This window comes from Salinimicrobium aquimaris (assembly GCF_035607535.1).
GTDB lineage: Bacteria > Bacteroidota > Bacteroidia > Flavobacteriales > Flavobacteriaceae > Salinimicrobium.
Window position 1 is genome coordinate 44,781 of the sequence record NZ_JAYDZX010000014.1, and the last position, 25,617, is coordinate 70,397.

27 protein-coding genes are annotated in these 25,617 nt (G+C 42.8%); 9 read left to right on the plus strand and 18 right to left on the minus strand.

Annotation, left to right across the window (positions count from 1 at the left end; translation table 11 throughout):
• Positions 1-2: 2 nt before the first annotated feature.
• Positions 3-2,960 carry an amidohydrolase family protein gene (locus VR862_RS13125; RefSeq protein WP_324721441.1) on the minus strand — a complete coding sequence of 986 codons (2,958 nt, stop codon included), beginning with the start codon at positions 2,958-2,960 and terminating at the stop codon, positions 3-5.
• A gap of 65 nt (positions 2,961-3,025) precedes the next feature.
• Positions 3,026-4,096 carry a DUF3810 domain-containing protein gene (locus tag VR862_RS13130; RefSeq protein ID WP_324721442.1) on the minus strand — a complete coding sequence of 357 codons (1,071 nt, stop codon included), beginning with the start codon at positions 4,094-4,096 and terminating at the stop codon, positions 3,026-3,028.
• Between the two features lie 255 nt (positions 4,097-4,351).
• Between VR862_RS13130 and VR862_RS13135 the strand changes: the two genes are divergently transcribed.
• Entirely contained in the window at positions 4,352-5,815 is a 1,464-nt protein-coding gene (locus VR862_RS13135; RefSeq protein WP_324721443.1) for an aminoacyl-histidine dipeptidase, read from the plus strand.
• A 77-nt stretch (positions 5,816-5,892) separates the two neighbouring features.
• Here the strand turns inward: VR862_RS13135 and VR862_RS13140 are convergent, their stop codons facing one another.
• From VR862_RS13140 to VR862_RS13150, 3 genes are read right to left on the minus strand one after another with little or no spacing between them, the layout of a single operon-like run.
• Complete coding sequence (locus VR862_RS13140; RefSeq protein WP_324721445.1) at positions 5,893-7,014, minus strand: peptidylprolyl isomerase; 1,122 nt, start codon at positions 7,012-7,014, stop codon at positions 5,893-5,895.
• A gap of 16 nt (positions 7,015-7,030) precedes the next feature.
• Complete coding sequence (gene gldI, locus VR862_RS13145; protein ID WP_324721446.1) at positions 7,031-7,594, minus strand: gliding motility-associated peptidyl-prolyl isomerase GldI; 564 nt, start codon at positions 7,592-7,594, stop codon at positions 7,031-7,033.
• Positions 7,591-8,607: a DHH family phosphoesterase gene (locus VR862_RS13150; RefSeq protein WP_324721447.1), complete on the minus strand. Its 1,017-nt coding sequence runs from the start codon at positions 8,605-8,607 to the stop codon at positions 7,591-7,593. Before VR862_RS13150 ends, gldI begins: the two co-directional genes overlap by 4 nt.
• 165 nt (positions 8,608-8,772) lie before the next feature.
• On the opposite strand from VR862_RS13150, the gene VR862_RS13155 reads away from it, so the two are divergent.
• On the plus strand, positions 8,773-9,192 hold the full coding sequence (locus VR862_RS13155; protein ID WP_265163058.1) for a nucleoside-diphosphate kinase: 420 nt from the start codon (positions 8,773-8,775) through the stop codon (positions 9,190-9,192).
• 54 nt (positions 9,193-9,246) lie between these two features.
• Here the strand turns inward: VR862_RS13155 and VR862_RS13160 are convergent, their stop codons facing one another.
• From VR862_RS13160 to recF, 4 genes are all read right to left on the minus strand, one after another.
• Positions 9,247-9,891 (minus strand): protein-L-isoaspartate(D-aspartate) O-methyltransferase, encoded by a 645-nt coding sequence (locus VR862_RS13160; RefSeq protein WP_324721449.1) that lies wholly within the window; start codon positions 9,889-9,891, stop codon positions 9,247-9,249.
• Between the two features lie 397 nt (positions 9,892-10,288).
• Positions 10,289-10,585, minus strand: coding sequence for a DciA family protein (locus VR862_RS13165; RefSeq protein ID WP_324721450.1), 297 nt, complete (start codon positions 10,583-10,585; stop codon positions 10,289-10,291).
• On the minus strand, positions 10,566-11,003 hold the full coding sequence (locus VR862_RS13170; RefSeq protein ID WP_324721451.1) for a lipocalin family protein: 438 nt from the start codon (positions 11,001-11,003) through the stop codon (positions 10,566-10,568). The genes VR862_RS13165 and VR862_RS13170 overlap by 20 nt, the downstream gene beginning before the upstream one ends.
• A complete protein-coding gene (recF, locus tag VR862_RS13175; RefSeq protein ID WP_324721452.1) occupies positions 11,000-12,079 on the minus strand; it encodes a DNA replication/repair protein RecF in 1,080 nt (359 codons plus the stop codon). The genes VR862_RS13170 and recF overlap by 4 nt, the downstream gene beginning before the upstream one ends.
• A 138-nt stretch (positions 12,080-12,217) precedes the next feature.
• Between recF and VR862_RS13180 the strand changes: the two genes are divergently transcribed.
• The 7 genes from VR862_RS13180 to VR862_RS13210 all read left to right on the plus strand — a co-directional run bounded on the left by VR862_RS13180 (position 12,218) and on the right by VR862_RS13210 (position 18,458).
• Positions 12,218-12,988, plus strand: a complete 771-nt coding sequence (locus VR862_RS13180) for a tetratricopeptide repeat protein (RefSeq protein ID WP_324721453.1) — start codon at positions 12,218-12,220, stop codon at positions 12,986-12,988.
• A 6-nt stretch (positions 12,989-12,994) separates the two neighbouring features.
• Positions 12,995-13,492 carry a 6,7-dimethyl-8-ribityllumazine synthase gene (gene ribH / locus VR862_RS13185; RefSeq protein WP_324721454.1) on the plus strand — a complete coding sequence of 166 codons (498 nt, stop codon included), beginning with the start codon at positions 12,995-12,997 and terminating at the stop codon, positions 13,490-13,492.
• Positions 13,493-13,603: 111 nt separating this feature from the next.
• Positions 13,604-13,903, plus strand: coding sequence for a hypothetical protein (locus tag VR862_RS13190; RefSeq protein ID WP_324721456.1), 300 nt, complete (start codon positions 13,604-13,606; stop codon positions 13,901-13,903).
• Positions 13,904-15,760 carry a DNA mismatch repair endonuclease MutL gene (mutL, locus tag VR862_RS13195; protein ID WP_324721457.1) on the plus strand — a complete coding sequence of 619 codons (1,857 nt, stop codon included), beginning with the start codon at positions 13,904-13,906 and terminating at the stop codon, positions 15,758-15,760.
• Entirely contained in the window at positions 15,761-16,510 is a 750-nt protein-coding gene (locus tag VR862_RS13200; protein WP_324721458.1) for a rhomboid family intramembrane serine protease, read from the plus strand.
• Positions 16,510-17,421, plus strand: coding sequence for a rhomboid family intramembrane serine protease (locus VR862_RS13205; protein ID WP_324721459.1), 912 nt, complete (start codon positions 16,510-16,512; stop codon positions 17,419-17,421). Before VR862_RS13200 ends, VR862_RS13205 begins: the two co-directional genes overlap by 1 nt.
• On the plus strand, positions 17,421-18,458 hold the full coding sequence (locus VR862_RS13210; protein ID WP_324721460.1) for an endonuclease/exonuclease/phosphatase family protein: 1,038 nt from the start codon (positions 17,421-17,423) through the stop codon (positions 18,456-18,458). Before VR862_RS13205 ends, VR862_RS13210 begins: the two co-directional genes overlap by 1 nt.
• Here VR862_RS13210 and VR862_RS13215 read toward each other — a convergent pair.
• The 9 genes from VR862_RS13215 to VR862_RS13255 all read right to left on the minus strand — a co-directional run.
• Positions 18,447-19,079, minus strand: coding sequence for a WbqC family protein (locus VR862_RS13215; RefSeq protein ID WP_324721461.1), 633 nt, complete (start codon positions 19,077-19,079; stop codon positions 18,447-18,449). The two genes, VR862_RS13210 and VR862_RS13215, sit on opposite strands and share 12 nt — an antisense overlap.
• A 12-nt stretch (positions 19,080-19,091) precedes the next feature.
• Entirely contained in the window at positions 19,092-20,657 is a 1,566-nt protein-coding gene (gene lepB, locus VR862_RS13220; protein WP_324721462.1) for a signal peptidase I, read from the minus strand.
• A gap of 32 nt (positions 20,658-20,689) precedes the next feature.
• Positions 20,690-21,397 carry a 4-hydroxy-tetrahydrodipicolinate reductase gene (gene dapB / locus VR862_RS13225; RefSeq protein WP_324721464.1) on the minus strand — a complete coding sequence of 236 codons (708 nt, stop codon included), beginning with the start codon at positions 21,395-21,397 and terminating at the stop codon, positions 20,690-20,692.
• A complete protein-coding gene (locus tag VR862_RS13230; protein ID WP_324721465.1) occupies positions 21,397-21,981 on the minus strand; it encodes a DUF5683 domain-containing protein in 585 nt (194 codons plus the stop codon). Before VR862_RS13230 ends, dapB begins: the two co-directional genes overlap by 1 nt.
• Positions 21,971-22,876 (minus strand): ParB/RepB/Spo0J family partition protein, encoded by a 906-nt coding sequence (locus VR862_RS13235; RefSeq protein ID WP_324721466.1) that lies wholly within the window; start codon positions 22,874-22,876, stop codon positions 21,971-21,973. Before VR862_RS13235 ends, VR862_RS13230 begins: the two co-directional genes overlap by 11 nt.
• A gap of 7 nt (positions 22,877-22,883) precedes the next feature.
• Positions 22,884-23,648 (minus strand): ParA family protein, encoded by a 765-nt coding sequence (locus VR862_RS13240; RefSeq protein WP_324721467.1) that lies wholly within the window; start codon positions 23,646-23,648, stop codon positions 22,884-22,886.
• 136 nt (positions 23,649-23,784) lie between these two features.
• On the minus strand, positions 23,785-24,087 hold the full coding sequence (locus VR862_RS13245; protein ID WP_324721469.1) for a hypothetical protein: 303 nt from the start codon (positions 24,085-24,087) through the stop codon (positions 23,785-23,787).
• Positions 24,088-24,158: 71 nt separating this feature from the next.
• Positions 24,159-25,040, minus strand: a complete 882-nt coding sequence (locus tag VR862_RS13250; RefSeq protein ID WP_324721470.1) for an SDR family oxidoreductase — start codon at positions 25,038-25,040, stop codon at positions 24,159-24,161.
• 217 nt (positions 25,041-25,257) lie between these two features.
• The coding region (locus VR862_RS13255) for a cobalamin-dependent protein (protein ID WP_324721471.1) at positions 25,258-25,617 on the minus strand (360 nt) is incomplete at its 5' end.

Consider the following 25,617-nt stretch of genomic DNA (forward strand, 5'->3'; position numbering starts at 1 on the left):
TTTTATAGGGTGTCACAGTGCATTTCTTCTTTCTTGGAATCCTTTACCGGCTGTGTTTTCAAGCCGTTGTTCTTGGCCTTGAGCATTTGAGTGGTAAGCAGGTTCTTCTGTCTTTCCACTTCCTCACGCAGTTGTTCATCTCTTTCGATATCAAAATACACCACTCCTTCAATGAGTGTTTTTTCGGGCTTGGCGTATACCGAAAGGGGATGGGCGTTCCAGAGTACAAGATCTGCATCTTTACCTTCCTTGATGCTTCCCACCCGGTCATCTATTTGAAGCAGTTTTGCCGGGTTCAGCGTCACGAATTTCCAGGCTTCCTCTTCAGAAATATCCCCGTATTTTACACTTTTTGCTGCCTCTTGATTGAGCCTTCTGCTCATTTCGGCGTCATCACTGTTGATCGCAACTGTGACTCCGGCGTTATGCATAATGGCAGCATTTTGCGGGATCGCGTCCTTTACTTCATATTTATAAGCCCACCAATCGGAGAAAGTAGATCCTCCGGCACCGTGCTCGGCCATTTTATCGGCTACTTTGTAACCTTCTAAAATGTGGGTAAAGGTGTTGATGTTAAAACCGAATTCTTCTGCAACTTTCATCAACATGTTGATCTCGCTTTGAACGTAAGAGTGAGCAGTTACTTTGCGTTCCCCGTTGAGGATCTCCAGGATGGTCTCCATCTCGATATCCTTACGGTAAGGTTTCCCGCTCTTTTTTAGTTCCTCATATTCACGGGCACGGGTGAAGTAATCTACAAATACCTGTTCAACACCCATTCGGGTTTGTGGAAAACGCGAATTGCTGTCCCAGTTCGCCTGCTTCACGTTCTCTCCAAGAGCGAATTTGATGAATTTAGGAGAATTGTCGATCACCATTTCCTGCGGGGTAGCCCCCCATTTCATCTTCAGGATAGCCGATTGTCCACCAATTGGGTTGGCCGATCCATGCAGGAGCTGCATAGTAGTAACTCCCCCGGCAAGGTTGCGGTAAATCCCTATGTCGTCGGGATCTACAACGTCTTCCATCTGTACCTCGGCAGAAGAGTTGTGTCCCATCTCATTAACGGCCGATGCTGCCAGGTGAGAGTGCTCATCAATAATTCCCGTGGTGAGGTGCTTTCCTGTAGCGTCGATCACAGTTGCACCGCGGGCGCTAAGGTTTCTGCCTACTTCGGCTATCCTTCCATTGCGCACCAGTACATCTGTGTTTTCCATGATCCCCTGTTCTTCATTTGTCCACACTGTAGCATTTTTGAAGAGGATGTTCTGTTGCTTCGGAAGCTCTTTGAATCCATACGCCATGTTCGGAAAAGTGACAGGCAGGACTTCAGGATAGTCATTTTTCTTCTGATCTTTTTTGTCTGAAGCTTCCGCAGTTTGTCTTGCCGAAAAGGTGGTTTCTGTACCATCTCCTAAAATGGCTTTTCCGCTGAAGTTTTTTGGATTGTCCGCAATTCTGGCGCTCAACCTCGTGTATTCGGCCTTAGTTGTATCGGGAGCCGAAAGCAGGATGTTTACCCAGTTGTTCTTGTAATTGATCTTTGAACCAATTTTGCTGCTGTTCGTCCTAACTTCAGCCTTTGGTTTAGTGGGCTCGCCGGAGATCTTCATCTCATAGGTGTTTCCACCAACCTTTAACTCATAGGTTCCGTTGAGGTTCACCAGGTCGATATTTTCAAAGACTCCTCTTTGACCCTGAACCCAGTTCTCATAGATAGTAGTTTCCTTATCAAAATAATCTCCGGAAGTAACAATGAAGTTTGCCCAGGCACCTTCTTTTAAAGTTCCCAGTTCATTTTCTTGGCCAATGAGTTTTGCGGGGACTGTGGTAAGTGCTGCAAGGGCATCTTTTTTGTCCAGACCATATGCTACCGCTTTCAGCAGGTTTTCCCTAAAGTTCTTTTCGGCATCATGTGTAGTGATGGTAAAAGGTACCTTCTTTTCAGAAAGCATTTTCAGGTTTGCCGGTGCCTGGTTCCATTCCTTCATGTCTCCCAGGGTAGCGTAATTTGCCATATATGGATCTTCCATGTCAAAAGGCTCGGGGAAATTCAAAGGCACGATAAAAGTTCCGTTAGTTGCTTTAATGGCGTCAAGACGTTCAAACTCTTTTCCACTGCCCACGATCACATACTGTACCCCGACTTCATCTCCTACTTTATCGGCACGTAATTCGTCCAGGAGATCATCGGTTTTGAAGATCTGGAGTAGGTTTTTATTTTCATTGAAGGCCTCAAGAGCAAGGTCCTTATTGTCCGCATTTCCTTTGGCATACCAGTCGGCATCGAGATATGTTTGACGGAGCAAAGCCATGGCACCCATTTTTGAAGAAGGATAGACCTGCCGGGATTTGGCGCTTTTTTCAAAAGAGAAATATTGAGCCGATTCTTCATCCAGGATCCTGTCTCCTTCAGTTCCTTCGGAATTAAGGGCGACAAGCATCCCTGTACCGCGCACAATTCCGTCGGGGGTATGGGTGTTGACAACTCCAAAGCCAAGCTTTCTCAGTTTTTCAGCGTCTTCCTTATTGTACTTGAAATTTTCAACAGCCGAAGTTTCGGGCCTAATATGATCATTCCAATAATATCCTTCCCGCCCGGCATCATACTGCGGATTTCCGCTGAAAGGGCTTCCGCCGTTACTTTTCGGCTTTTCTATCCCAAAGCTTGTGTAAAGATCAATAAAGGAAGGATAAACTGTTTTTCCTTTAAGATCGATCACCACTGCATTTGCAGGGATTTTGATGTTTTTACCCACAGCAGTGATCTTTCCATTGCGCATGGCCAACATACCTTTCTCAATGTAATTGGAAGGATCAACGTAGATGTTGGCGTTCTTAAGAACCGTAAAATTGGTATTTTCCTGAGCCTTAACAGCATCATTCTTAGGAAAATACTCCTGCGCCTGCAGCCCGGTAACGGCAATAAGCAGCAGGCAAATTAATAGTTTGATTTTCATAAAATAGTTTAGGATTGTAATTAAGAGCGGGTAAGTTAGCAAAAAATTGAAAATGAAAAATTTTCTTACAACCTGCCCCTGCTTTTGTGATAATTCACCAGTAGTGCTACCACATAACTGTAACTCCGCATCCCACCAGGCTGGTTATTAGCTATTAAAAAGGAATCATACACGAACATGAACATGGGTTCAAAGGGATTTTTGTGACTCTCCCAGAACTCCCGCACTTCCCGGTAATTTTCCTTCACCCCAAAATTTAGCTCCTCCACAAGTTCTTCAGCCAGGGCAGGATCACGCCTGTAGAGTTCGCTAAGGCAATAGCTTAAGGCGAAAGTATATCCGGAATAATTGAAATATTTATCCGGGTGATTCATGGTCGTGAGACAAGCCAGGAAATTGGCTTCATTTTCTTTTGCAAATCCTAATTGGTGGCCTATTTCATGACTGGCAGTAGTAGGGATCTTATAAGGAACTATTCTCGTGTTCACCTGCCCTTCATTGGTGAGGGGGTTGAGATATCCGTTAAAACCCATGTAGGTTAACGGTATACTATAAACAGATCTCTTTAGGCTCGGTACATCATAGACCAGCTCCGGGAAATCATCTTCTATATTCTCGTAGCCTGCAAAAGAAAGCTCCAGGATCTCCGATTTGGAGTAGGGGATCTCAACCTTGACCGAATCATCGCCGGTGATGGTTACATGAAGTTCATTGGAAGTGGCGATCAAGTCCCTGGTGAGCTCAACAAGTTCTTCGGTCGTGTAGTCATTCTCGATCTCCAGGGCAGTATGCAGTGGTAACCGGTAGTAATTATAGCCCCAAAAGAGATTAAAGCAAAAATAGATAAGGGAAAGTACGGCTATTGAATTTAGGATCCAGCGCTTCGGATTGCGAAAGCGCTGCTTAATCCTTAGCACGATCCAACGAATGATCATGATGACCAATAAAGCGTATAAGAAATCTCCTATCGAAAAAGGTAAAAAACCAAGGGTTCTTCTTAGCAGGGCAGAGGTAATAGGGTAAATGCCGTTGCTGTACCATTGTTCAACAAATAATGGATTAGCAGCCAGTATCCTGTTTAGAAGGATCTGAAGTGGTAGAAGAATTACCAGAATGATAGCTACTTTTTTCTTCACCTTTCAAAAATAGGTTTTTTCACAATCAAGATGCAAGAGACAAAAGCCAAGACTTTGATAAAACCCTTTTGCCTGTTGCCTGTTGCGGATTCCCTGTTTTAGGATTTGGAATTAAAGAGTTCCAAAAAGGGTGGAGGAAGAGTAGCTGGATATTATCTTCTAGGCTGAAGTTTATAAAGCCACTTAAGCTTCTATGCATTTTATTTTTTCCCGATTGCATGACTTATATTTGTGTTGAATCAAAAATTTACAACAATGAATGATGAAATAAGAGCTTTGGAGCCAAAGCCACTCTGGAATAAATTCGCCGATCTTAATGCTGTACCAAGACCTTCCAAAAAAGAGGAAAGGGTGATCGAATTCATGAAAAAATTTGGAAATGACCTTGGGTTGGAGACCGAAGTTGATGAAGTAGGAAATGTGATCATAAGGAAACCTGCCACTCCGGGAATGGAGAATAGAAAGGCAGTGGTTTTGCAGTCTCACCTGGACATGGTGCACCAAAAAAACAACGATTCCAATTTTGATTTTGAGAATCAGGGGATCGAGATGTATGTAGATGGTGACTGGGTTCGTGCACGGGGAACTACTTTGGGGGCCGATAATGGCCTTGGAGTAGCTACCATGATGGCAATTCTTGAGAGCAAAGATATCCAACACCCTGCCCTGGAAGCACTTTTCACCATTGATGAAGAAACCGGAATGACCGGAGCAATGGGATTAAAGCCGGGAGTGCTCAGAGGAGATATCCTCCTTAACCTGGATACCGAAGAAGATAACGAAATAGGAATAGGCTGTGCAGGCGGAGTCGATATTACTGCCTCCCGAACCTATAAGGAAGAACCTGTTCCTGCAGATACTATTTCGTATAAAGTTGTTGTAAAAGGCTTACAGGGTGGACATTCAGGAATGGATATCATCAAAGGCCTGGGAAATGCCAATAAACTGATGAACCGCATTCTTTTCGAAGGATTTGAAAAATTCGGAATGAGGATCGCAGAGATCAACGGTGGCGGACTCCGCAATGCAATTCCGCGGGAAAGCGAAGCTGTGGTGGTGGTTGAAAAGATCCAGAAGGAGGACTTTAATTCCGAAGTAGGGAAGATCATTCAGGAAATTCAGCAGGAATACAAATCGCTGGAGCCAAAACTACATATAGAGGTTTCAGAAACGGAAGCGCCAGAAAAAGTTATGGAGCTGGGAGCTCAGGAATTGCTGCTAAAGTCGGTTTACACTGCTCATAACGGGGTATACAGAATGAGCCCGGATATTGAAGGTCTTGTAGAAACTTCAAACAACATAGCCCGTGTAACTGTCAAAAATGGCAAAATTGAGGTACTTTGTTTAACCCGTTCCTCGGTTGATTCTTCAAAAACCGATCTTGCCAACAGTTTGCGTGCAGGTTTTGAACTGGCAGGATTTGAGGTAGAACTCTCGGGAGCTTACCCGGGTTGGAGTCCTAACATGGATTCGCCAATACTCAAAGTGCTGGATGATTTATACAGAAAGATGAATACAGATGAGCCGGATATTGCTGCCTGCCATGCTGGTCTTGAATGCGGGATCCTGGGAAGGAATTATCCCGAGATTGATATGATCTCCTTTGGACCCACTATTCGCGGTGCTCACTCGCCCGATGAAAGGGCAAGTATCTCTTCTGCACAGAAGTACTGGAAATTTGTGCTGGAAGTATTAAAGAATATTCCGCAGAAGAATTGATACTGAAAAGCTTCAAAATAAAAACACCTCCCAAAAAGATCATTTTTGGGAGGTGTTTTAGTTTATAGGCTTTTTATTTATTCCTTAATATTCATAAGCTCTACCTCAAATATAAGGTCGGCAGACGGAGGAATTACCGGTGGTGCACCACGCTCTCCATAACCCAGGTGGGCAGGAATGAAAATGACTGCTTTGTCTCCAACCTGTAGCTGTTGTACTCCTTCCTTGAATCCGGGGATCATAGGTGCATCTTTGCTGTAAAGCATCGGCATTGGAGCATAACCGCCCATTTGTTTTCTTCTCTCATTGACCATGCCTGCTTCTTCGGCTACCTGCTCAATATTGGTGTCAAAAAGTTCACCGGTGCTTAAATATCCTTTGTAGTTCACCATCACAGTATCTCCCTGTTTTGGCTGTGGCCCTTCACCCTCTTCAAGAACGGTATACTGCAAGCCACTTTCCAGTTCTTTAGCTTCGGCTTTTAGCTCCTCATAACGCTGTGCATTAGTAGTGCGCTTTTCTTCCATTTCTTTTTGTTTTGCTTCAGCTTCGGCTTTGAAATCCTGAAGCTTTTGAGAAAGTACTTCGGTAGCATTGAAGTTCTTTGCTTCTTTTCCTTTGCGAATGATCTTCACTTCCTGCATTACAACTTCTTCGACAGGACGGTCACCTGGATCGGTTTCCACATTTCCGATAGCATTTACCACGTCCATTCCTTTTACCACTTCTCCAAATACAGTGTGCATTCCATTAAGCCATGGAGTTTCCTTAAGGGTAATGAAGAACTGGCTTCCATTGGTATTAGGACCGGAGTTTGCCATTGAAAGTATTCCTGCAGAATCATGGGTAAGGGTATCAACGATCTCGTTAGGGAACTTGTACCCCGGGCCTCCGCTTCCGGTTCCCTGTGGGTCACCTCCCTGGATCATGAAATCTCCTATCACCCTGTGAAAAACAAGTCCGTCATAAAAAGGCTTATCGCGGAACTGCTCTTCGGCCATGGTGCTTTCACCTTCAGCAAGAGAGACAAAACTGGCTACTGTCATTGGTGTAGCCTGGTAATAAAGTTCTGCAACAAAAGGCCCTTTGTTGGTGTTGAATTCCACATACATCCCGTCTTCAAGTTCGGGATATTCTTCATTACAGGCAGTAAAGGCAAATAAAATACTGCATAAAAGCAAAAAACTGATTTTCTTCATTTCGTAATTGATTGTTTTAGTTGTTATTCTCCTGTTCAGGTTCAGATGCTTCTGAAATGTCTATAAGTGTCACGGTAGAGATCACCGGAACATCCGAACCTATTCTGTTCTTATCTCCATAATACCCGAAGGCCTTATGCGACGGAAAAAGAAAAGTGACTGTCTCACCTTCTTTCATAAGTTTCAACCCCTGCCTTAATCCGCTAAACAGCTCTTCCTGGTCAATGGCATAGGTGCGGGGCGCGATGTCTTCATCGCTATATATGTTTTCTCCACCCAGGGATTTGATGTTGTAATCGAACTCCACTACGTCACCAAATTCCGGGGTTTTAGTTGAGGTAGTGTCCTTTGTGTTATAGTAATACCAGAAACCGTTGGGAGAGGAGATGTATTCTCTGGTGGAATCGTTTTCGATGATCTTCTGAATTCGGGCTTCTTCTTCGGCTACAATGGCGCGGTTTCGTTCTACGGCTTCATTGATGTAGGAACCCGATTTTTGCGTTACCGGCCTTCTTGCTTCGGGCGACTTGCAGGAAAAAAGGAGTAGTCCGGCAAGTAGCATTAAAAATTTTATCTTCATAGCGCCAGATTCGTTTTGTAGGAGGGCAAGATACTAATAAATTTATCAACTGTCTCTTGCAGAGAGAGATCACTTTTACCTCCTGCGGCGTTGATATGACCGCCCCCGTCAAAGTACTTTCGGGCAAAATCATTGACAGAGAAAGTTCCCTTTGATCTAAGGGAGATCTTTACAATTTTATCGGCTGCATTTTCAATAAAAATTGCGGCAAATACAATCCCTTGCAAAGAAAGGCCATAATTCACAAAACCTTCTGTGTCTCCCTTTTTAAAGTTATGCCTGTCGAGTTCTTCCTGGGAAAGAGTGATGTAAGCGGTGCGAAGTCCTTCCACTACTTTTAAATTCTGAAGCGCACAACCCAGTAACTGCAGCTGCCCGTAGGAACTGGTGTCAAATACATTCTCATGAATAGAAGTATTATCGGCACCTTTTTCAATAAGGTCGGCAATCACACGATGAGTAAGACTGGTGGTAGAGCGGTACCTAAAGGAGCCGGTATCGGTCATGATCCCGGTGTAGAGGCAGGTCGCGATCTGCGGAGTGATATGTTCAGCTAAACCTATATTTTCAATAAAGTGGTAGACCATTTGGCAGGTGGAGCACATGGTCACATCACTATAGGTGACCTCGGCATAGTCATCGGGCTGCTGGTGATGATCGATCATAATAAAAGCAGCCTTAGATTCCTTAAGGGGTTCATACATTTCTCCTGCACGGGAGAGGTGGTTGAAGTCGAGGGTAAAGATCACATCTGCTGCAGCTATGTGTTCATTTCCTTTTTTAGTGTCCTTTTCATAGACTAAAACCTCGTCCTGGTAAGGCATCCATTTTAGAAAATCGGGATAGTCATTTGGAGCAATAAGCTGTACGTAATGTCCCTGTCCCTCGAGTAAAATCTTAAGTGCTAAGGTAGAACCCATGGCGTCCCCATCGGGACCTTTATGGGGAACAATAACTATTTTCCTCTTGCCTCCAAGCAACTCCTTTACACGCGAAATATCTTCGTTTGTCATAGAGGGCGAAGATACCGAATATTTAAAGATGTAAAAAGCCCTGGATCAAGTTCCAAAAATGTCATTTTTGAAGGGCTTTCTTTCCGTTAGAACGAATAAAAGCCTAAGCACCTTGTATATGGGTTTGTTTTGTCTATTTTTGCAGCCAAATTAAAAATTGAAGAAATGGCAGGAAATAGAACTTTCACCATGATTAAGCCCGATGCAGTTGAAAAAGGACACATTGGCGCTATTTTAGAGCAGATCACCGCTTCCGGTTTCAGAATTGTTGCAATGAAACTTACTCAAATGACACGTCGTGATGCTGAAAAATTTTACGAAGTGCACAGTGAGCGTCCATTTTACGGAGAGCTGGTTGAATTCATGAGCCGCGGGCCAATCGTTGCCGCTATTCTTGAAAAAGAGAACGCTGTTGAAGATTTCAGAACCCTGATTGGGGCTACAAATCCTGAAGATGCTGCCGAAGGGACCATTAGAAAGAAATATGCTGCTTCTGTAGGTGAAAATGCCGTACATGGAAGTGATAGTGATGAGAATGCACAAATTGAAGGTGCTTTCCATTTCGCCGGAAGAGAGATGTTCTAAAACCTCTTCTTAAATAAGTTCAAAGAACCACCTTTTTGGGTGGTTTTTTTGTTTTCATCTTCCGTAGCTGCCGCCTTTATCTGCCCGGCCTGTCATAGGTACGAACCGTACCGGGAGTAGAGTTTTTTCTTCAAATTCTTCTTCTCCTGTTTTGTAAAGCATAACCAACTGCTGATTCATACGACCCACCGGTGCCAGAATTCGACCGCCTATCTTTAGTTGATCCTTTAAAGGTTTGGGAATAGAGGAGGGTGCAGCTGTAAGGATAATAGCATCGTAAGGAGAGAACTCCTGCCAGCCTGCATATCCATCCCGGTGTTTGGTTGTGATATTTACATAATCTGTTTTTGCGAGATTTTGTTTAGCTAGCTCTGCCAGCCATTCGATGATCTCTACACTATAGACATGCTTTACGAGTCGGGAAATGACAGCGGCATTATATCCGCAGCCGGTACCTACCTCCAGTACTTTTTCTTCCTTTTGCAGCTGTAGCTGTTCGGCCATATAAGCGACTATATATGGCTGACTAATAGTCTGGTTCTTTCCTATTGGCAGCGGTCTATCTTCATATGCTTTATCCTGCTGATCTTCGGGAACAAAGAGGCTGCGATCGACTTCCTCCATGGCCTTGAGCACCCCGGGATCTGAAATGCCCCGACCTTTGAGTTGTCGCTCGATCATTTCTTGTTTGGTAACCATTTTTATTTAAAATGTTGGTTTCTAATAAGATACTTAAAAATGACCTTTTTGAAAAGGGAATTGGAGGTCCTTTTTTTGTAGGACAGAAGTTTAGAAATTTCAAATTACAAGCACGAAATTTCAGAAAAGAATTTGAAGATGTGGAGATTTGAAGATGTGGAAATTTGAAGATGTGGAAATTTGAAGATGTGGAAATTTGAAGATTTGAAAATGAAGCTAACAATCTTGAATTGAAAGTTTAGAAATGTAATTAAAAATCCTGAATCTTAAATTTTGAATCTTGAATCTTGAACCTTGAATCTTGAATCTTGAACCTTAAACCTTAAACCTTAAACCTTAAACCTTAAACCTTAAACCTTAAACCTTAAACCTTAAACCTTAAACCTTAGGCCTTATGCTATCGCAGTATTAGCTTTTTGATCAAGTCTCTTCCCAGTTCCTCGTTGAGCATTTTCACGATCTTTTCTTTGCCGTAGCTCAATTCTTCTCTTAGGACGGAGGAACTTAACTGCACGTAAAGTGTATCTCGGTCAAGCTTGATCGAAGTAGTGTATTTTTCAATGGCAGGGCCCATCTGGCTGTTCCACACATCGCGCACGTGCACCTTGTCCAGCCCTTTTTGCAACTTGTTGTGGCTAACAAATTCATTTAATGCTTCGCTTATGCTTATGTGATCATTGATCCTCTTGGCCATAATTTCCTGAATATGGGGTAAAACGTTTGTAGGTGTAGATGATCCCATCCTGATTAAGGACCACCAGTTCATTTTCTTCGGAAGAAATAACAGTTTCCTTCCAGTTTGTGTAGGGAGTTGAATAGTACAAATTAATACTGTCATTTTCAACTTTAACTTCAAAGATCTCCACATCTTCTGAAGCTATAAAGTTGCCGTCCAGTTGTGGACGTACTTTTTTACGGAAACCGGCAGTGCTGTCTACTTTGATGTAGTCTACCAGCTCTGAGAACTTAAACTCTTTAATGATACCTTCCGGAAGTTCTGCTTTGGTGATCTCCCAGTAGCCGTTGAGGTTGTCGATCTTTTCACGGGAAGTATCACTGGCGCAGGACTGCAACAGGGTGCCTAAAAAGAGTAAAAAAAAGACCTTTTTCACAGGTAAAACATTTTATAGGTTTGTCCGGTGCTTTTAACCACTTTTTCAGTACGATCTCCATGGGTGTCGCTAATAAAAAGTTGTCCCAGCTCATCTGTAGCAACAAGATCTACAATATGAGCTACTCTATGCTCATCCAGTTTGTCAAAGATGTCATCCATTAGCAGGATAGGAGAGACTTTACTCAATTCCTTCATGAAATCGAACTGGGCCAGCTTCAAAGCGATCAAAAAAGATTTTTGCTGCCCCTGGGAACCGAATTTTTTTATGGGATGTTCTTCAATTTCAAAGACGAGATCATCCTTATGCGTTCCCACTCCGGTGTACTGCAGAGCCATATCCTTTTGTAGATTCTCTTCCAACTGAGTCTTAAAATCACCCTCGTCCAGCTGACTTTTATAACTTATGGAGACCTCTTCCCGGCCATTACTTATTGTTGTATACCGCTTTTGAAATATGGGAATAAAAGTTTCCAGGAAAGCTTTGCGTTTACGGAACAGGATATTTCCTAATTCTTCCAGCTGCATATCGTAAACAGATAGAGTGTCGCGGTCAAAGCTGTTGTTTGCTGCAAAATATTTTAGCAGGGAATTGCGCTGCGCCAGGATCTTGCTGTAGTCAATTAAACTGTTGAGGTATTTATTGTCGCTTTGAGAGATGACGCCATCAATAAATTTCCGGCGGGTTTCACTGCCTTCGATAATAAGGTCACGATCGGCAGGAGAGATGATCACGGTGGGAATAAAACCTATGTGTTCACTGAACTTTTCATAGGGTTTGTTATTCCGTTTGATGACCTTTTTCTGTCCGCGTTTGGCGCTAACAATGATCTGTTCTTCCCGTTCATTCTTCTCAAAAATGCCATCTATCACAAAGAAGTCTGCCTCGTGTTTTATATTTTGACTGGTAATAGGGTTGAAATAACTTTTTCCAAAGGAGAGGTGATAAATGCTGTCGAGGACATTGGTTTTCCCAATTCCGTTATTTCCTACCATACAATTGATCTTGCGATCAAATTCAAATTCTGTCGAGGCAAAATTCTTGTAATTGAGTAAGGAAAGGTTTTTAAGAAACATAAAAAACTGTTATTCAGCATCATAAGAAGAAGCCGTGAACCGGCCTTTGAGCATCGCAAATTAGCATAAATAAACAATTTAATTCCCTTTTAATTTTAAAGAAATATTCTATTTTTGCGCTTCAATTAACGTTTATTTATGGCTACTTACAAGAAAAGAGGATATAAGCCCAGAAGCAAGGAAGAACAGGATGCTGCTGTTGAGGAACAATCAACAACTGCCGAAGTATTTAACACTCTTGATGAAGGGGCGAGTAAGACCGAAGAATGGGTTGCCCGAAACCAGAAGTACATTTTTATTATTATTGGTGTTGCTGCTGCAGTGATCCTTGGATATCTTGCTTACGAGGAATTCATACAGGAGCCAAAAGAGGCTGAAGCTGCCAATGAAATGTTCATGGCTCAGCAGTACTTCGACAATGCTTTGCAAGCTTCGGGAGCTCAAAGTGATTCTCTGTATAACCTGGCTTTAACAGGGGGACAGGGAAAATATGGATTTGAAGATATTATTGAGAACTACGGTTCTACCAAAGCCGGAAACCTTGCTCACTATTATGCAGGAATGGCTTACTTAAATACAAATCAATACCAGCAGGCAATCGAAGCTCTTGATGACTTCGAAAGTGATGACCAAATTCTCGCTCCCCTGGCAAAAGGTGGAATCGGAGACGCTTTTCTTCAGCTCGACCAGCCGGAAGAAGCTCTTGGATATTACGAAGAGGCTGCAAAGATGAGGGACAATAACTTCACTACTCCCAAGTTTCTTATGAAAGCTGCAGTCACAGCTATCAAATTAGGAGATGGAGCTACTGCCGAGGAGTATCTTAACAGGATCCAGAATGAATATCCAGATTCAGTTGAGGCAAACCGTGTGGCGGTGTACCTGGGACAGGCGCAGGCAATGCAATAAACAAGTATGGCAACAGAAGGAAAAAATCTTTCAGAATACGATAAGAATACGATCCCAAACGCGAAGGAATTCAGGTTTGGGATCGTTGTTTCTGAATGGAACGACAATATCACAGAAAGTCTTTGCCAGGGTGCCATAAAAGTGCTTTTGGAGAATGATGTGCTGGAGAGAAAGATCGTACGCTGGAATGTCCCGGGAAGTTTTGAGTTGATCTACGGGTGCAAGAAGATGCAGGAATCCTATGATATGCTTGATGCTATTATTGCTATAGGAAGCGTGATAGAAGGGGAAACAAAGCATTTTAATTTTGTATGCGAGGCAGTATCTCAGGGCATCAAAGACCTGAACGTGCAGAACGATATCCCTGTGATCTTTTGTGTGCTTACAGATCAAAATATGCAACAGGCTATTGACCGTTCCGGCGGGAAACACGGGAACAAAGGTGCAGAGGCTGCTGTTGCTGCCATCAAGATGGCCCAGCTTCGCAAAGACTCCCGAATTTAGTTCTTCTTTTAAAAGGCACTGTTTTTGTGCTGGTGAGTTTGCTCACCTAAACTTCGGAATTTCTGAGCAATTTGAGTATTTTTGAGATTTCCGGGAAAATAAAGGACAGTCATGCTTAAACTAAATATCCTATCAGCAAAGAAGAAGAATAACCGGTATAATTATACGCCGCGTTATTACAAAGGGAAGGACACCGGAAATGTCTATAATTTTCAGAACAAGTTCAATAAATACCGGGAGGCGACCAATGCGATCGATTTTGGAAGCCAATGGAAAGAGGCACGCGAAAGCAGCCGTCATCGTGGAAATCGCGAGATAAACAAAACTGTTCTTGTTATCATTGCAATACTTGTCCTTATTTTTCTGTGGTTTATAGATTTTGATTTATCCATTTTTAGCAATCCGCAGTAAATGACAGATGTTATTCATCTCCTGCCAGACCATGTTGCCAATCAAATAGCAGCAGGTGAGGTGGTACAGAGGCCGGCTTCCGTAATTAAGGAATTGCTGGAGAACTCCATTGATGCCGGTGGGACAAACATAAAGATCTTAGTAAAAGAAGCAGGAAAAACGCTCATCCAGGTGACCGATAACGGAAAAGGAATGAGCACTACCGATGCCCGACTCTGTTTCGAGCGGCATGCAACTTCAAAGATCAATTCAGCCGAAGACCTTTTTAGCTTAAAGACCAAAGGTTTCCGGGGAGAGGCACTGGCCTCTATTGCCGCTATCGCGCACGTAGAGCTAAAAACCCGGCAAGAGGATGACGAAGTGGGGACTTGTATTAAGATAGAGGGCAGTGAAGTGGTATCACAGGAAGTTTGTGTTACTCCTGTAGGGACTACTATTTGTGTCAAGAACCTGTTCTACAATATTCCTGCACGCCGTAATTTCCTGAAAAGCGATACGGTAGAATTGCGACATATCATCGATGAGTTTCAAAGGGTAGCATTGGCTCACCCGTCAATTCAATTTTCCCTTTTTCATAATGGGAGTGAATTGTTTCAGCTTCCTGAAGCCAATTACAGGCAGCGTATTGTAAATATCTTTGGAGGAAAGACTAATGAAAAGCTGGTTCCTGTAGAGGAAGACACGGCTATAGTGAAGATCCATGGGTATGTTGGCAAACCGGAGTTTGCTAAAAAGGGCAGGGGAGAGCAGTTCTTTTTTGTCAATGACAGGTTCATTAAAAGCCCATATCTCAATCATGCGGTAAGTGCCGCTTTTGAAGGACTTTTAAAAGATAAGGCCTATCCCAGTTATTTTTTGTTCCTGGATGTAGATCCAAAAAGCATTGATATTAATATTCATCCCACAAAGACTGAAATAAAATTTGATGATGAACATGCGCTGTATACCATCCTGCGCAGTTCTATCAAGCACAGTCTCGGGCAATTTAATGTTGCTCCCGTGCTCGATTTTGACCGGGACTCCACTCTTGATACCCCTTATGAATTTTCACAGAAGGGTGTGACTCCGCCAAAAGTGGAGGTTGATCCCAATTTTAATCCTTTTCAGAATGAAACATCTGGAGGAGGCGGAAACTCCTCTACCTTCAGAAAAGAAAGAACATCCGGGAACAGCTGGGAAAGTCTCTACAATGGGTTGGGCGGACAGGAACTGGAAAGTTCCGGGATGAACCAGGTGGAATTCGAGAGTGACGAGGTCACTGGAAATCTCTTTGGGTTCAGTGATGAAAAAGAGGCAGGTAGTACCACCTTTCAGCTTAACAAAAAGTACATAATTACCACTCTCAAAAGCGGGATCCTGGTCATCGATCAGCAAAGGGCCCATACTCGTATTCTGTATGAAGAGCTATTGAAGAACATTACAGTAACTTCAGCTGTAAGTCAGCAGTTGTTATTTCCGCTTCAGCTTAGGTTTTCAACCAATGAGATAGAGCATTTAAAGGAGATAAGGGAGTCCCTGGAACATACGGGTTTTATATTTTCCGAAATAAAAAAGGATTCCGTAGAAATTACCGGAATACCTACTTTAATTTCTGAAAGTGAAGTGGCAATTTTGCTGGAGCAGCTACTGTCGGACCTTGAGAATGACGTCCCCGGAGCCGGTTTTTCCCAAATAGACACACTGTCAAAATCTCTCGCGAAGGGCATGGCTGTAAAGTCGGGAACTGTCCTTGGTCCAGCAGACCAGCAGAATATTGTCAACAGCTTATTTGCGTGTAAGGAATCAAGTCTTTCCCCATATAATAAGCCTATATTTATTACCTTAACTGTAGACGAATTAGATAAAAAATTCATGTAGATGGGAAGAATGACCGAAACCGTAAAGGTTCTTTTAATCATAAACGTAATTGTATATATAGGGAGCCAGGTTTTGGGGCCGCAAGCTTATGAGCTGTTTTCACTATGGTTTATCAAAAATGAGAATTTCGGATTTTGGCAGGTGATCACCCATATGTTCATGCACGATCCCAATAGTATTTTTCACATTCTGTTTAATATGTATGCGCTATGGGCTTTTGGTAGTCCCATAGAACAGGTGCTGGGAAAGAACAGATTTCTGTTCTTCTATTTTTCGGCAGGAATAGGGGCTGCTATTATTCACAGCCTTGTAAATTACTATCATTTCCAAAGCGGATTTACAGAGCTCATTGAAGCCGGAATGGAACCCGGGGCAATACAAACCCTGCTGGAAACCGGCGAATATAACACGGCAATTCTCAACTCGGTTTCACAGGATATGTTGAGGGAGTTCTTTACCTCATATAATACCCCCGCTGTAGGAGCATCGGGTGCAATATATGGGATCCTGGTGGCGTTTGGAATGATGTTTCCTAATGTGGAACTATTCCTGTTATTTGTGCCAATACCTATAAAAGCAAAGTTCTTTATTCCTGCATTAATTGCTATAGATCTCTTTTCAGGATTCACGGGATATTCTATATTTGGTGGAGGGATCGCCCACTTTGCACACGTGGGAGGAGCTTTGTTTGGATTTATTATGATGTGGTACTGGAAAAAGAACCAGTTTAACCAAAACCGCTGGGATTAATGAGAAGAAGTGACAACATAAGAGCAAAGATTGGGATGGCTACTATGAGCGAAAAGCTCATCGCTATCAATGTTGCTGCTTTTGTGCTTTTCTTCTTTTTTAAAACTTTAGCTTTCCTCTTCAATTTTGAATCGGACTTTGTGTTGGAATGGCTCGTATTTCCTAAGGAACCGGGAGAATACCTTTTTAAGCCATGGTCAATTATCACCTATGTTTTTTTACATGCCGGCCTTTGGCATTTGCTATCCAATATGTTGATCCTGTATTTCTCGGGAATCTATTTTCTCAACTATTTCTCTCCAAAGAAGATGCTGAATTTCTACTTTTTGGGAGGTATATTCGGGGCGTTGGTTTATATGGCGAGTTATAATCTGTTTCCTGCATTCCAGGGAATGGGCAGGTCTTATCTTATTGGAGCATCGGCAGCAGTAATGTCCATTCTTGTAGGGATTGCAACTCATATCCCTCATATGAGGGTAAGGCTTATCCTTCTTGGGAGTATTAAGCTGTGGTGGATAGCCGCTTTCCTGGTGATCATCGATATCATTCAGATTCCAATCTCGAATCCCGGAGGCCACCTCGCTCACCTTGGTGGAGCGGGATTTGGTTATCTTTATGCTACCCAGTTAGGTAAAGGAAACAACATTGCATCTGGTTTTGAGAAAATGCTGGACTGGATAGGTTCTTTGTTCTCTTCAAGTCCATCTTCGCCTAAAAGGAGTAACCTGAAGACAGTTCACAGAAGAAGGAGTACAGGTACTACCGGTACGGGATTTAGTTCTCAGGTTCGGAATAAGAAAGAAGAACAGGAAAAGATCGATGCGATCCTTGATAAAATCAGTAAGAGTGGCTATGATAGTCTTACAAAGCAGGAAAAGGACTTTTTGTTCAACGCAGGTAAAGACAATTGATGAAAGGACTCAGCTGGTTTGATAGGTTCCTGTTCCTGCTCAACATTCTTTTTGCAATAGCCCTGCTGTTTGCCTATTTACTACCTTATATTCCTCCAAGCAGTTTCGCTTTACTCTCAGTTTTTAGCCTCGGAGTGCCTTTTCTTATTGTGGTCAATCTCATTTGCATGGTCTTTTGGCTTTTCAGGTTACGCAAACAAGCACTGCTTTCCCTGGTGGTTCTTTTGATAGGCTTCAATCATGTGACTTCAGTTTACGAAATTTCATCGGAAGAGGAAGAGCTCAATCCCGATAATGTCCTGGAAGTTCTCACATACAACGTGCGGCAGTTCAATCAATATGGCTGGGCCGAAGATATTGATATTCCGCAAAAGATCGCCGGGTTTATCAAGGACGAGGATGCAGATGTGGTTGCTATACAGGAGTACTATAAGGGCGAGTTGGATATTGCGAACAGCTTTCCTCACAAGTTCATTCATTTGAAGGAGAAAAATGCAGAATTTGGTCTGGCTATTTTCTCAAGGTTTCCTATTATCAAATCCGGTTCCCTTGATTTTCCTACCCATAGTAATAACAATGCCGTCTTTGCAGATGTCGTGAAAAACGGAGATACTGTTAGGATCGTCAATGTCCACTTCCAGTCTTTTGGAGTAAAACCGACACTGGAGAACATCGAAAAAGAGCATTCTAAAAGAGTATTTCTGGGAATGGGGCAGACCTTCGTAAGACAGCAGCGGCAAATGCAGCTGGTGAAGGACCTTGTTCTTAGCAGTCCCCATCCTGCGGTTATTCTTGGGGATTTTAATAATACGGCCTACTCCTATATTTACAGGGAGCTTAAGGATATTGGCTTTAATGACGCCTACAAAGAAGCAGGTAACGGTTTTGGAAAGACGTTTGAATTGTTTGGCTTCCTTCCAATGCGAATTGATTTTATTCTGTCTGGAGAGGCATTGCAGATTCTCACCTTTTCAAATCATGAAGTGCCCTATTCAGATCACTTTCCGATCACGGCCACGCTAAGGTTAAAAGAGTGATAACTCCTGTTGTTGGAGGTAATTCACGGCGTTTGGACCTTCGTTGAAGATGAGATCTACAATACTCAGGTCATTTAAGAATCCGAATTTTTCCTGAAACACCTGTGGGTAAGTCTCCAGCTGTTTAGGCTTTCTGTTCTTGGCCTCAACCAGAGTTCTGCCGTTAAGCATTCCTTTAGGTTCCAGAATGAATTCGGAAGTCTTTGTAAAAGGTATGTCAGTCTGTAAACATTCCAGTACCAGTTCTAAAGTGTGGTAATTGAAATCCATCAGGAATTCGAAGTTCTGATGGTACAGCGGAAAAAACTCATCTTCGTAAAATTCGAAGAAAGGAGAGGTGCGGTAAACATTCTCCAGGGACTTCCAGTGTTGTTTCTGCCATGGAAAATCGTTTTCTATTCTTATATCCCTGTACTTTTGGTGACCAGATTTATTACCTGTGTGTTTTATGGGAATGTTCAGCAGTAATTTACCATTAGCTCCATAAATGTACATGCGGTTGCGGTAGGTCTGCTTTTGATAATTGTCTTCATTCTCAAAAACAACTTCTTTGGCCTTTAGCATTGCTACAAACTGGGAAACAGGTCCAAAGTACGTGGGATGTAACAGGATCTTATCCATCCAAAAATGTGTTTATTTAGCCTTCTTTTTTCTGAAGAAACTATATCCGAAAAGTCCCACCAGAACTACAAGAAAGTACGGTAGGTAAGATACCGGTTCTCCCTGCCCACCTACTGTAGTGAACATACGCTCCCATCTTATCTTGCTAAAGCCTGATGCATTTGGATCCAGGCTTAGCCAGATGAATACGGGTTTTCCCACTATGTGATTTTCAGGGACATAACCCCAATAGCGACTATCTTCACTATTATGTCTGTTATCACCCATCATGAAATAGTAATCCTGCTCAAAGGTGTAAGAATTTAAAGGCTCTGCGTTCAGTAATACTTGATCACCTTCTACAGTCAGTTTTCTTTCCCTGTCCATTTCCAGGCCTTCATAGACTTCGATGACCTGTCGGTAGAATCCAACACTTTCAGGAGTGATCTCTACCGTTGCACCTTCTTCAGGAATGTAGATGGGTCCCATGAAATCGCGGTTCCAGTCAAACCTTCTGTTATTTGGAAATATCGCAGCTTCCCGCTCCCCTTCCGGACTGGTCATCCTTTCAATAGAAGCTACATTCGGGTGGTTCTTTAGCCTTTGGTAATTTTCTTCAGTAAGGGATTGTATGTAGAACTGATTCGTATTTGGGTCGTGATAGAAGGCGTCTGTGATGTCATACATCTTGTACAGGGTATAGGGATCGAAACCCTGACCTTTTGTAGTACCTGTATAGGAATATTGAGGTTTTGCACGATCTGGCAACTGTAGCGGCTGGTTGTTAATATGAACGCGACCATCAATGATCTCAAGAGAGTCTCCCGGCAATCCTACAGCTCTTTTTACGTAGTTGGATTTTTTGTCCACCGGCTTGTCGTATCGCTCTCCCGATGTATCCCTGAATTTGCGGACCGTGTCTACAGGCCAGTTAAAAACCACAATATCATTACGATCTACATCCTGAAATCCCGGTACTCTAAAATAGGGAATGTGGGGCCTGTTCCAATAAGACTTTATCCCCAGAACGGGAATAGTGTCGTGAACCATAGGAAAAGCTACAGAAGTAATAGGAGTGCGGGCACCATAGTGGAACTTGCTTACAAAAAGATAATCTCCCACTAAAAGGGTCTTTTCAAGAGAGGAGGTTGGTATCGTGAACGGCTGCATGATGTATGTATGCACTATTGTTGCAGCAACAATGGCAAACAAAATTGAACTTATCCATTCTCCTGCCGCACTACCGGGTTGCAGACTTCTGTTCTCCCTGTATTTTACATCGGTGACATAATTGATATAATAGATATACAAGCCACACGTGACCACTGCCAGGATAGTATCTGTTGTAGAAGTGCGGCCAAAACTCCGCACTGTCTCAACCCAGATAACAGGGAACATGATTAGATTGACAATGGGTATGAACAGTAGAAGAACCCACCACCAGGGACGATTGATGATCTTCATCAATATTACTGCATTATATACGGGAATTGCGGCTTCCCAGGCCTGTCGTCCGGCTTTTTTATAGAGTCTCCAGGTTCCTGCAAAATGGATTAGCTGAATAATAACAACGAACAGGATCCAATTTGTAAATGTCATGAGCTTAGTTTATGTATTAGTATTCAGATTTGTTATTCGGTTACATCGAATAACACATCTTTCATGCTGTATACTCCCTTTTTATTCTGAAGCCATTCGGCTGCGATGATCGCTCCAAGGGCAAATCCGTCGCGGGAATGTGCAATATGTTCAATTTTGATGGTATCAACTTTAGAGTCATATGAGATGGTGTGCGTACCGGGAACATTCTCGATTCTCTTTGCTGTGACAGGAATTTCGTTTTCTTCTGCCTTTTCCAGCTTCCATCCTGTTTTAGAAGAATTTTCTATGATCTGCTCAGCTAAAGTAATTGCAGTTCCACTTGGCGCATCCAGCTTTTGGGTGTGGTGTATCTCCTCAAGTGAAACCTTGTACTCCGGAAATTTGTTCATAAGCTTAGCCAGGTTGCGGTTCAATTCGAAGAAGAGGTTTACTCCAAGGCTAAAGTTGGAAGCATAAATAAAAGCAGCATCATTCTTTTTACAGCTTTCTATGGCCTCATCATATTTCTTTAACCATCCTGTAGTTCCCGAGACTACCGGAACCTGCTTTTTAAAACAAGTAGTAATATTGTTAAAAGCCGCATCGGGCACACTAAAATCGATTGCCACATCGGCCTGTTGCAAATCTGCCTTTTCGATATCTTCAGTGACTTTTAAAACAATCTCATGGCCACGATCCACAGCTAATCTTTCAATGGTCTTACCCATTTTTCCGTAACCTAAAAGAGCTATTTTCATTAGAAATTATAATTTAATGTAAGACCATAACCTGTAGTTCCTGAAAAGCGGTCATAATCCAGGTTAGGCTTGAGTGAAAGATCTTCACTCACGTTGAACTGTTGAAGGTGGGCATCTACATTGGCATCAATGATATTGAGCGCGTATAATCCCAGGGTCACCATGATTGAGACTTCTTTATTGCGCTGGTAGAAACGTTGTGCTTCTATAAGGCCGCTTGTAGAAACTCTTGGCTGCCCATTCTCATTGTAAAATTCGTCGTTAGTATTTCCTGCCAGTCTGCTTTTGTATGCATCGCGATAACGGTCATACTGCCGGTCATTTTCAAAATAGAAATACACCCCTACTCCCAGGGCGGTATAGACGATTGGGATCTTCCAGTATTTGCCGTTATAGGCCTGTCCCAAACCGGGGAGTACAGCCGAGTAAAAAGCGGCACGGGCAGGAGAAAGAGGGTCATAAGGCTTGTAGGCCGGTTCTTCAATGACCAACTGTGGATCTACTAAGAGGGAATCCTCCTGTGCAGAGAGTTGCATGGAAATGAGAAAGAAAGTCAGGGCTCCTATGAGGTAACTACTCTTCACCCTGTATGATCTTTTTTATTCGGTTTAGATCTTCCTGGGAAGTAAAAGGAATAATTACTTTTCCGGTTCCTTTTTTTGAAACCTTTACATCGACCTTAGCTCCAAGCCTGTCCGAGAATTCTTTAATACTCTTTTTAATATCCCTTGAAACTGTTGGCGCTGAAGCAGCGGGTTTGGGCTCAGGTTTTCCTTCCTGCAGCTCCCTTACCAGTTTTTCTGTTTCCCGTACCGATAATGAGTTGGCAAGGATCTTCTCATATATCTCCAGCTGAGTTTGACCGTCCTCAATGTTGATAAGGGCCCGGCCATGTCCCATGCTTAAAAAGCCATCTCTCATTCCCGTCTGAATGATAGGATCGAGTTTAAGAAGCCTAAGGTAATTTGCTATTGTAGATCTGTTCTTACCTACTCGTTCACTAAGTTGCTCCTGAGTGAGATTGATCTCGTCTATTAGTCTTTGGTATGACAGGGAGATCTCAATTGGATCAAGATCCTGTCTTTGGATATTCTCAACAAGGGCCATTTCCAGGGATTCCTGGTCGTTGGCAATTCGAATATACGCCGGAATGGTCTCGAGACCTACGAGCTTTGAAGCTCTGAATCTTCTTTCTCCCGATACCAGTTGATACTGGTTATAATCAAGTTTACGGACCGTGATTGGCTGAATAACACCAAGCTCCCGTATAGAAGAAGCCAGCTCCCGAAGTGATTCCTCGTTGAAGCTAGTTCTTGGCTGAAAAGGGTTTACCTCGATGGAACTCAGTTCCAGTTCCACGATGTGTCCTACCAGCTTATCTGCATTCTTGTCTTCGGCCGATTTAATATCATTCTGAGGATCTTTCAGCAATGCCGAAAGTCCTCTTCCCAACGCCTGTTTCTTCGTCGCCTTAGCCATCTTCTAATTATGAGTTTTTCTTTATGATCTCGTGCGCCAGGCTTAGGTAATTACTTGCTCCCTTACTGCCGGCATCATAATTAATAATACTTTCCCCATAACTGGGGGCTTCACTTAAACGCACATTTCGCTGAATGATTGTTTTAAATACCATTTCATCGAAATGCTTTTGCACTTCCTCCACAACCTGATTTGATAGTCGTAGGCGGGAATCATACATGGTGAGCAGCAATCCTTCTATATCCAGTTTGGAATTGTGTATTTTCTGAACACTCTTGATCGTGTTAAGAAGTTTACCTAATCCTTCAAGAGCGAAATATTCACACTGAATAGGAATAATCACAGAATCGGCTGCTGTAAGAGCATTAAGAGTCAAAAGCCCGAGGGATGGTGCACAATCTATGATCACATAGTCATATTGCTCCCTAAGATGCCCTATTGCTTTCTTAAGCATGTATTCCCTCTCATCCTGATCCACAAGCTCGATCTCAATAGCAACCAGGTCAATGTGGGCAGGTATGATGTCCAGATTAGGGGAATCGGTTTTTATAACAGCTTCTTCAGCCTTGATAGAGTGCTCCAGTAACTGATAAGTTCCAAGCTCTACCGATTCAACATCTATTCCTAAGCCTGAAGTGGCGTTTGCCTGGGGGTCGGCATCGATGAGCAAAACTTTTTTTTCCAGCACCCCCAAGGATGCCGCCAGGTTGACTGAAGTTGTAGTCTTACCTACGCCTCCTTTTTGATTTGCAATGGCAATAATTTTACCCATTCAAGTATTTTGGATTTAAAGGGTAAAAATACAATTTATTGCAGGTATATAAAATTCTTTTGTTAACAGCTTGTTCAGAAAAAAACCGGCTGTAACACAATGTACTATAGCCGGTTTGTATGATGAGGAGTTGTAATTATAACTGGGTATATGCAATAATCTCGGCTTCCTTTACATTTGAGGAGCTATAATTGGGAACTCTAATGGTCACCCTGTAGCGTTTGCCGTCTTCTAACGGAACAGAGACCTTATACATTTCTCTGGGTCCACTCAATCTTCTAATGAACATTCCTTTCGGCATAGTTTGGTAAACGGCCTGAACATCAATGTTTTCATAAACCGTAAATGGCTGGGACGGGTCTGGAGCCTGCCTTGGCTGACTACTTCCGCAAGAAATCAAAAGTGAAGTGAAGATAAAAAGAGTTAGGATTTTTTTCATTTTGGTATTGATTAGTTAGTAAAAGAGTTAAAATTTTACCAACAAACATTATGCCGTTGCTTATGCAGCAGCTAATTTCCTTTTTTAGCTTTGATCATTGCCTCCAGTTGATCCCACATTTCTTCCGGAATTGCTTCCAGTAAATTAAATTGTCCGGCTCCTTTAAGCCACTCTCCGCCATCAATTGTAATTACTTCTCCGTTGACATAAGCCGAAAAATCGGACACTAAATAAGCAGCGAGGTTAGCCAGTTCCTGATGTTCTCCCACGCGCTTTAGGGGTACTTTTTTAGCGAGATCGAATTTTTCTTTCAGGTCTCCCGGCAATAGTCTATCCCAGGCTCCTTTTGTCGGGAATGGTCCGGGGGCGATGGCATTCATGCGGATGCCGTATTTGGCCCATTCCACAGCCAAAGATCTGGTCATGGCAAGAACTCCGGCTTTTGCTGTAGCACTCGGAACAACATATGCCGAACCTGTCCAGGCATAGGTCGTCACAATATTCAAAACTGTTTTGTTCTCTTCACCTTTGTCGATCCAGTGTTTTCCAAAGGCGAGGGTGCAGTTTTTACTTCCTTTTAGGACAATATCTATAATGGTGTCAAACGCGTTTGCACTTAGGCGTTCTGTGGGAGAAATAAAGTTCCCTGCAGCATTGTTGAGCAGAATATCGACAGCACCGAATTTTTCAACCGTTTGTTTCAACATATTCTCCACCTGCTCGTAGTGTCTAACATCACACTGCAGGGGTAAACATTTACCGCCGGTCTCTTCTTCCAGTTCTTTGGCAGTATTCTGAAGTTTTTCCAGGTTTCTTGAGGTTATGGCCACCCGGGCTCCTAATTCGAGAAAGTACTTTGTCATTGCTTTTCCCAGTCCGCTGCCACCACCGGTAACAACTATTGTTTTACCTTTTAGAGCATCGTCTCGAAGCATTTTTTGTGTGTAATCCATTTTTTAGAAGTTAGATTTTAGAAGTGAGAAGTTAGAATTGAGATCTTTATAAGAGCCAAGAGCCAAGAACCAAGAGCCAAGAGTTTTATGTTTTATTTGAACTTCATATTATTATACTTGTTTAAATATCTGGTATTGGAATTTGGTGCTTGTAATTTGATTTTTTTCCTTTACACTTTAAACTTCGAACCTTAAATCTTAAGCCTAACCTTAAACCTTAATCAATAAGTATCTCCAGCAACTGTATAGCTGCATCACTTATTTTGGTTCCCGGCCCAAATATCGCTACTGCTCCGGCATCGAAGAGGAACTGGTAGTCCTGGGAGGGGATCACCCCACCCACGATCACCATGATGTCTTCACGCCCATACTTTTTTAGCTCCTCTATCACCTGTGGCACCAGGGTCTTGTGGCCTGCAGCAAGGGAAGAAACTCCAAGGATGTGTACGTCGTTCTCGACTGCCTGTTTTGCAGCTTCTGCAGGGGTTTGGAATAATGGGCCTATATCCACATCAAAACCAACATCGGCATAACCTGTGGCCACTACTTTGGCTCCACGATCATGGCCATCCTGTCC

What these genes read in the sequence shown, in the direction of transcription:
- VR862_RS13125 (WP_324721441.1), bottom strand. Translation starts at nt 2,960, where the DNA reads ATGAAAATCAAACTATTAATTTGCCTGCTGCTTATTGCCGTTACCGGG.
- VR862_RS13180 (WP_324721453.1), top strand. Translation starts at nt 12,218, where the DNA reads ATGGCTACTTACAAGAAAAGAGGATATAAGCCCAGAAGCAAGGAAGAA.
- VR862_RS13250 (WP_324721470.1), bottom strand. Translation starts at nt 25,040, where the DNA reads ATGGATTACACACAAAAAATGCTTCGAGACGATGCTCTAAAAGGTAAA.
- dapB (WP_324721464.1), bottom strand. Translation starts at nt 21,397, where the DNA reads ATGAAAATAGCTCTTTTAGGTTACGGAAAAATGGGTAAGACCATTGAA.
- VR862_RS13140 (WP_324721445.1), bottom strand. Translation starts at nt 7,014, where the DNA reads ATGAAGAAAATCAGTTTTTTGCTTTTATGCAGTATTTTATTTGCCTTT.
- VR862_RS13135 (WP_324721443.1), top strand. Translation starts at nt 4,352, where the DNA reads ATGAATGATGAAATAAGAGCTTTGGAGCCAAAGCCACTCTGGAATAAA.
- VR862_RS13235 (WP_324721466.1), bottom strand. Translation starts at nt 22,876, where the DNA reads ATGGCTAAGGCGACGAAGAAACAGGCGTTGGGAAGAGGACTTTCGGCA.
- VR862_RS13160 (WP_324721449.1), bottom strand. Translation starts at nt 9,891, where the DNA reads ATGGTTACCAAACAAGAAATGATCGAGCGACAACTCAAAGGTCGGGGC.
- VR862_RS13245 (WP_324721469.1), bottom strand. Translation starts at nt 24,087, where the DNA reads ATGAAAAAAATCCTAACTCTTTTTATCTTCACTTCACTTTTGATTTCT.
- VR862_RS13205 (WP_324721459.1), top strand. Translation starts at nt 16,510, where the DNA reads ATGAGAAGAAGTGACAACATAAGAGCAAAGATTGGGATGGCTACTATG.
- ribH (WP_324721454.1), top strand. Translation starts at nt 12,995, where the DNA reads ATGGCAACAGAAGGAAAAAATCTTTCAGAATACGATAAGAATACGATC.
- lepB (WP_324721462.1), bottom strand. Translation starts at nt 20,657, where the DNA reads ATGACATTTACAAATTGGATCCTGTTCGTTGTTATTATTCAGCTAATC.
- VR862_RS13155 (WP_265163058.1), top strand. Translation starts at nt 8,773, where the DNA reads ATGGCAGGAAATAGAACTTTCACCATGATTAAGCCCGATGCAGTTGAA.
- VR862_RS13200 (WP_324721458.1), top strand. Translation starts at nt 15,761, where the DNA reads ATGGGAAGAATGACCGAAACCGTAAAGGTTCTTTTAATCATAAACGTA.
- VR862_RS13165 (WP_324721450.1), bottom strand. Translation starts at nt 10,585, where the DNA reads ATGGCCAAGAGGATCAATGATCACATAAGCATAAGCGAAGCATTAAAT.
- VR862_RS13210 (WP_324721460.1), top strand. Translation starts at nt 17,421, where the DNA reads ATGAAAGGACTCAGCTGGTTTGATAGGTTCCTGTTCCTGCTCAACATT.
- VR862_RS13190 (WP_324721456.1), top strand. Translation starts at nt 13,604, where the DNA reads ATGCTTAAACTAAATATCCTATCAGCAAAGAAGAAGAATAACCGGTAT.
- recF (WP_324721452.1), bottom strand. Translation starts at nt 12,079, where the DNA reads ATGTTTCTTAAAAACCTTTCCTTACTCAATTACAAGAATTTTGCCTCG.
- mutL (WP_324721457.1), top strand. Translation starts at nt 13,904, where the DNA reads ATGACAGATGTTATTCATCTCCTGCCAGACCATGTTGCCAATCAAATA.
- VR862_RS13240 (WP_324721467.1), bottom strand. Translation starts at nt 23,648, where the DNA reads ATGGGTAAAATTATTGCCATTGCAAATCAAAAAGGAGGCGTAGGTAAG.
- VR862_RS13215 (WP_324721461.1), bottom strand. Translation starts at nt 19,079, where the DNA reads ATGGATAAGATCCTGTTACATCCCACGTACTTTGGACCTGTTTCCCAG.
- gldI (WP_324721446.1), bottom strand. Translation starts at nt 7,594, where the DNA reads ATGAAGATAAAATTTTTAATGCTACTTGCCGGACTACTCCTTTTTTCC.
- VR862_RS13150 (WP_324721447.1), bottom strand. Translation starts at nt 8,607, where the DNA reads ATGACAAACGAAGATATTTCGCGTGTAAAGGAGTTGCTTGGAGGCAAG.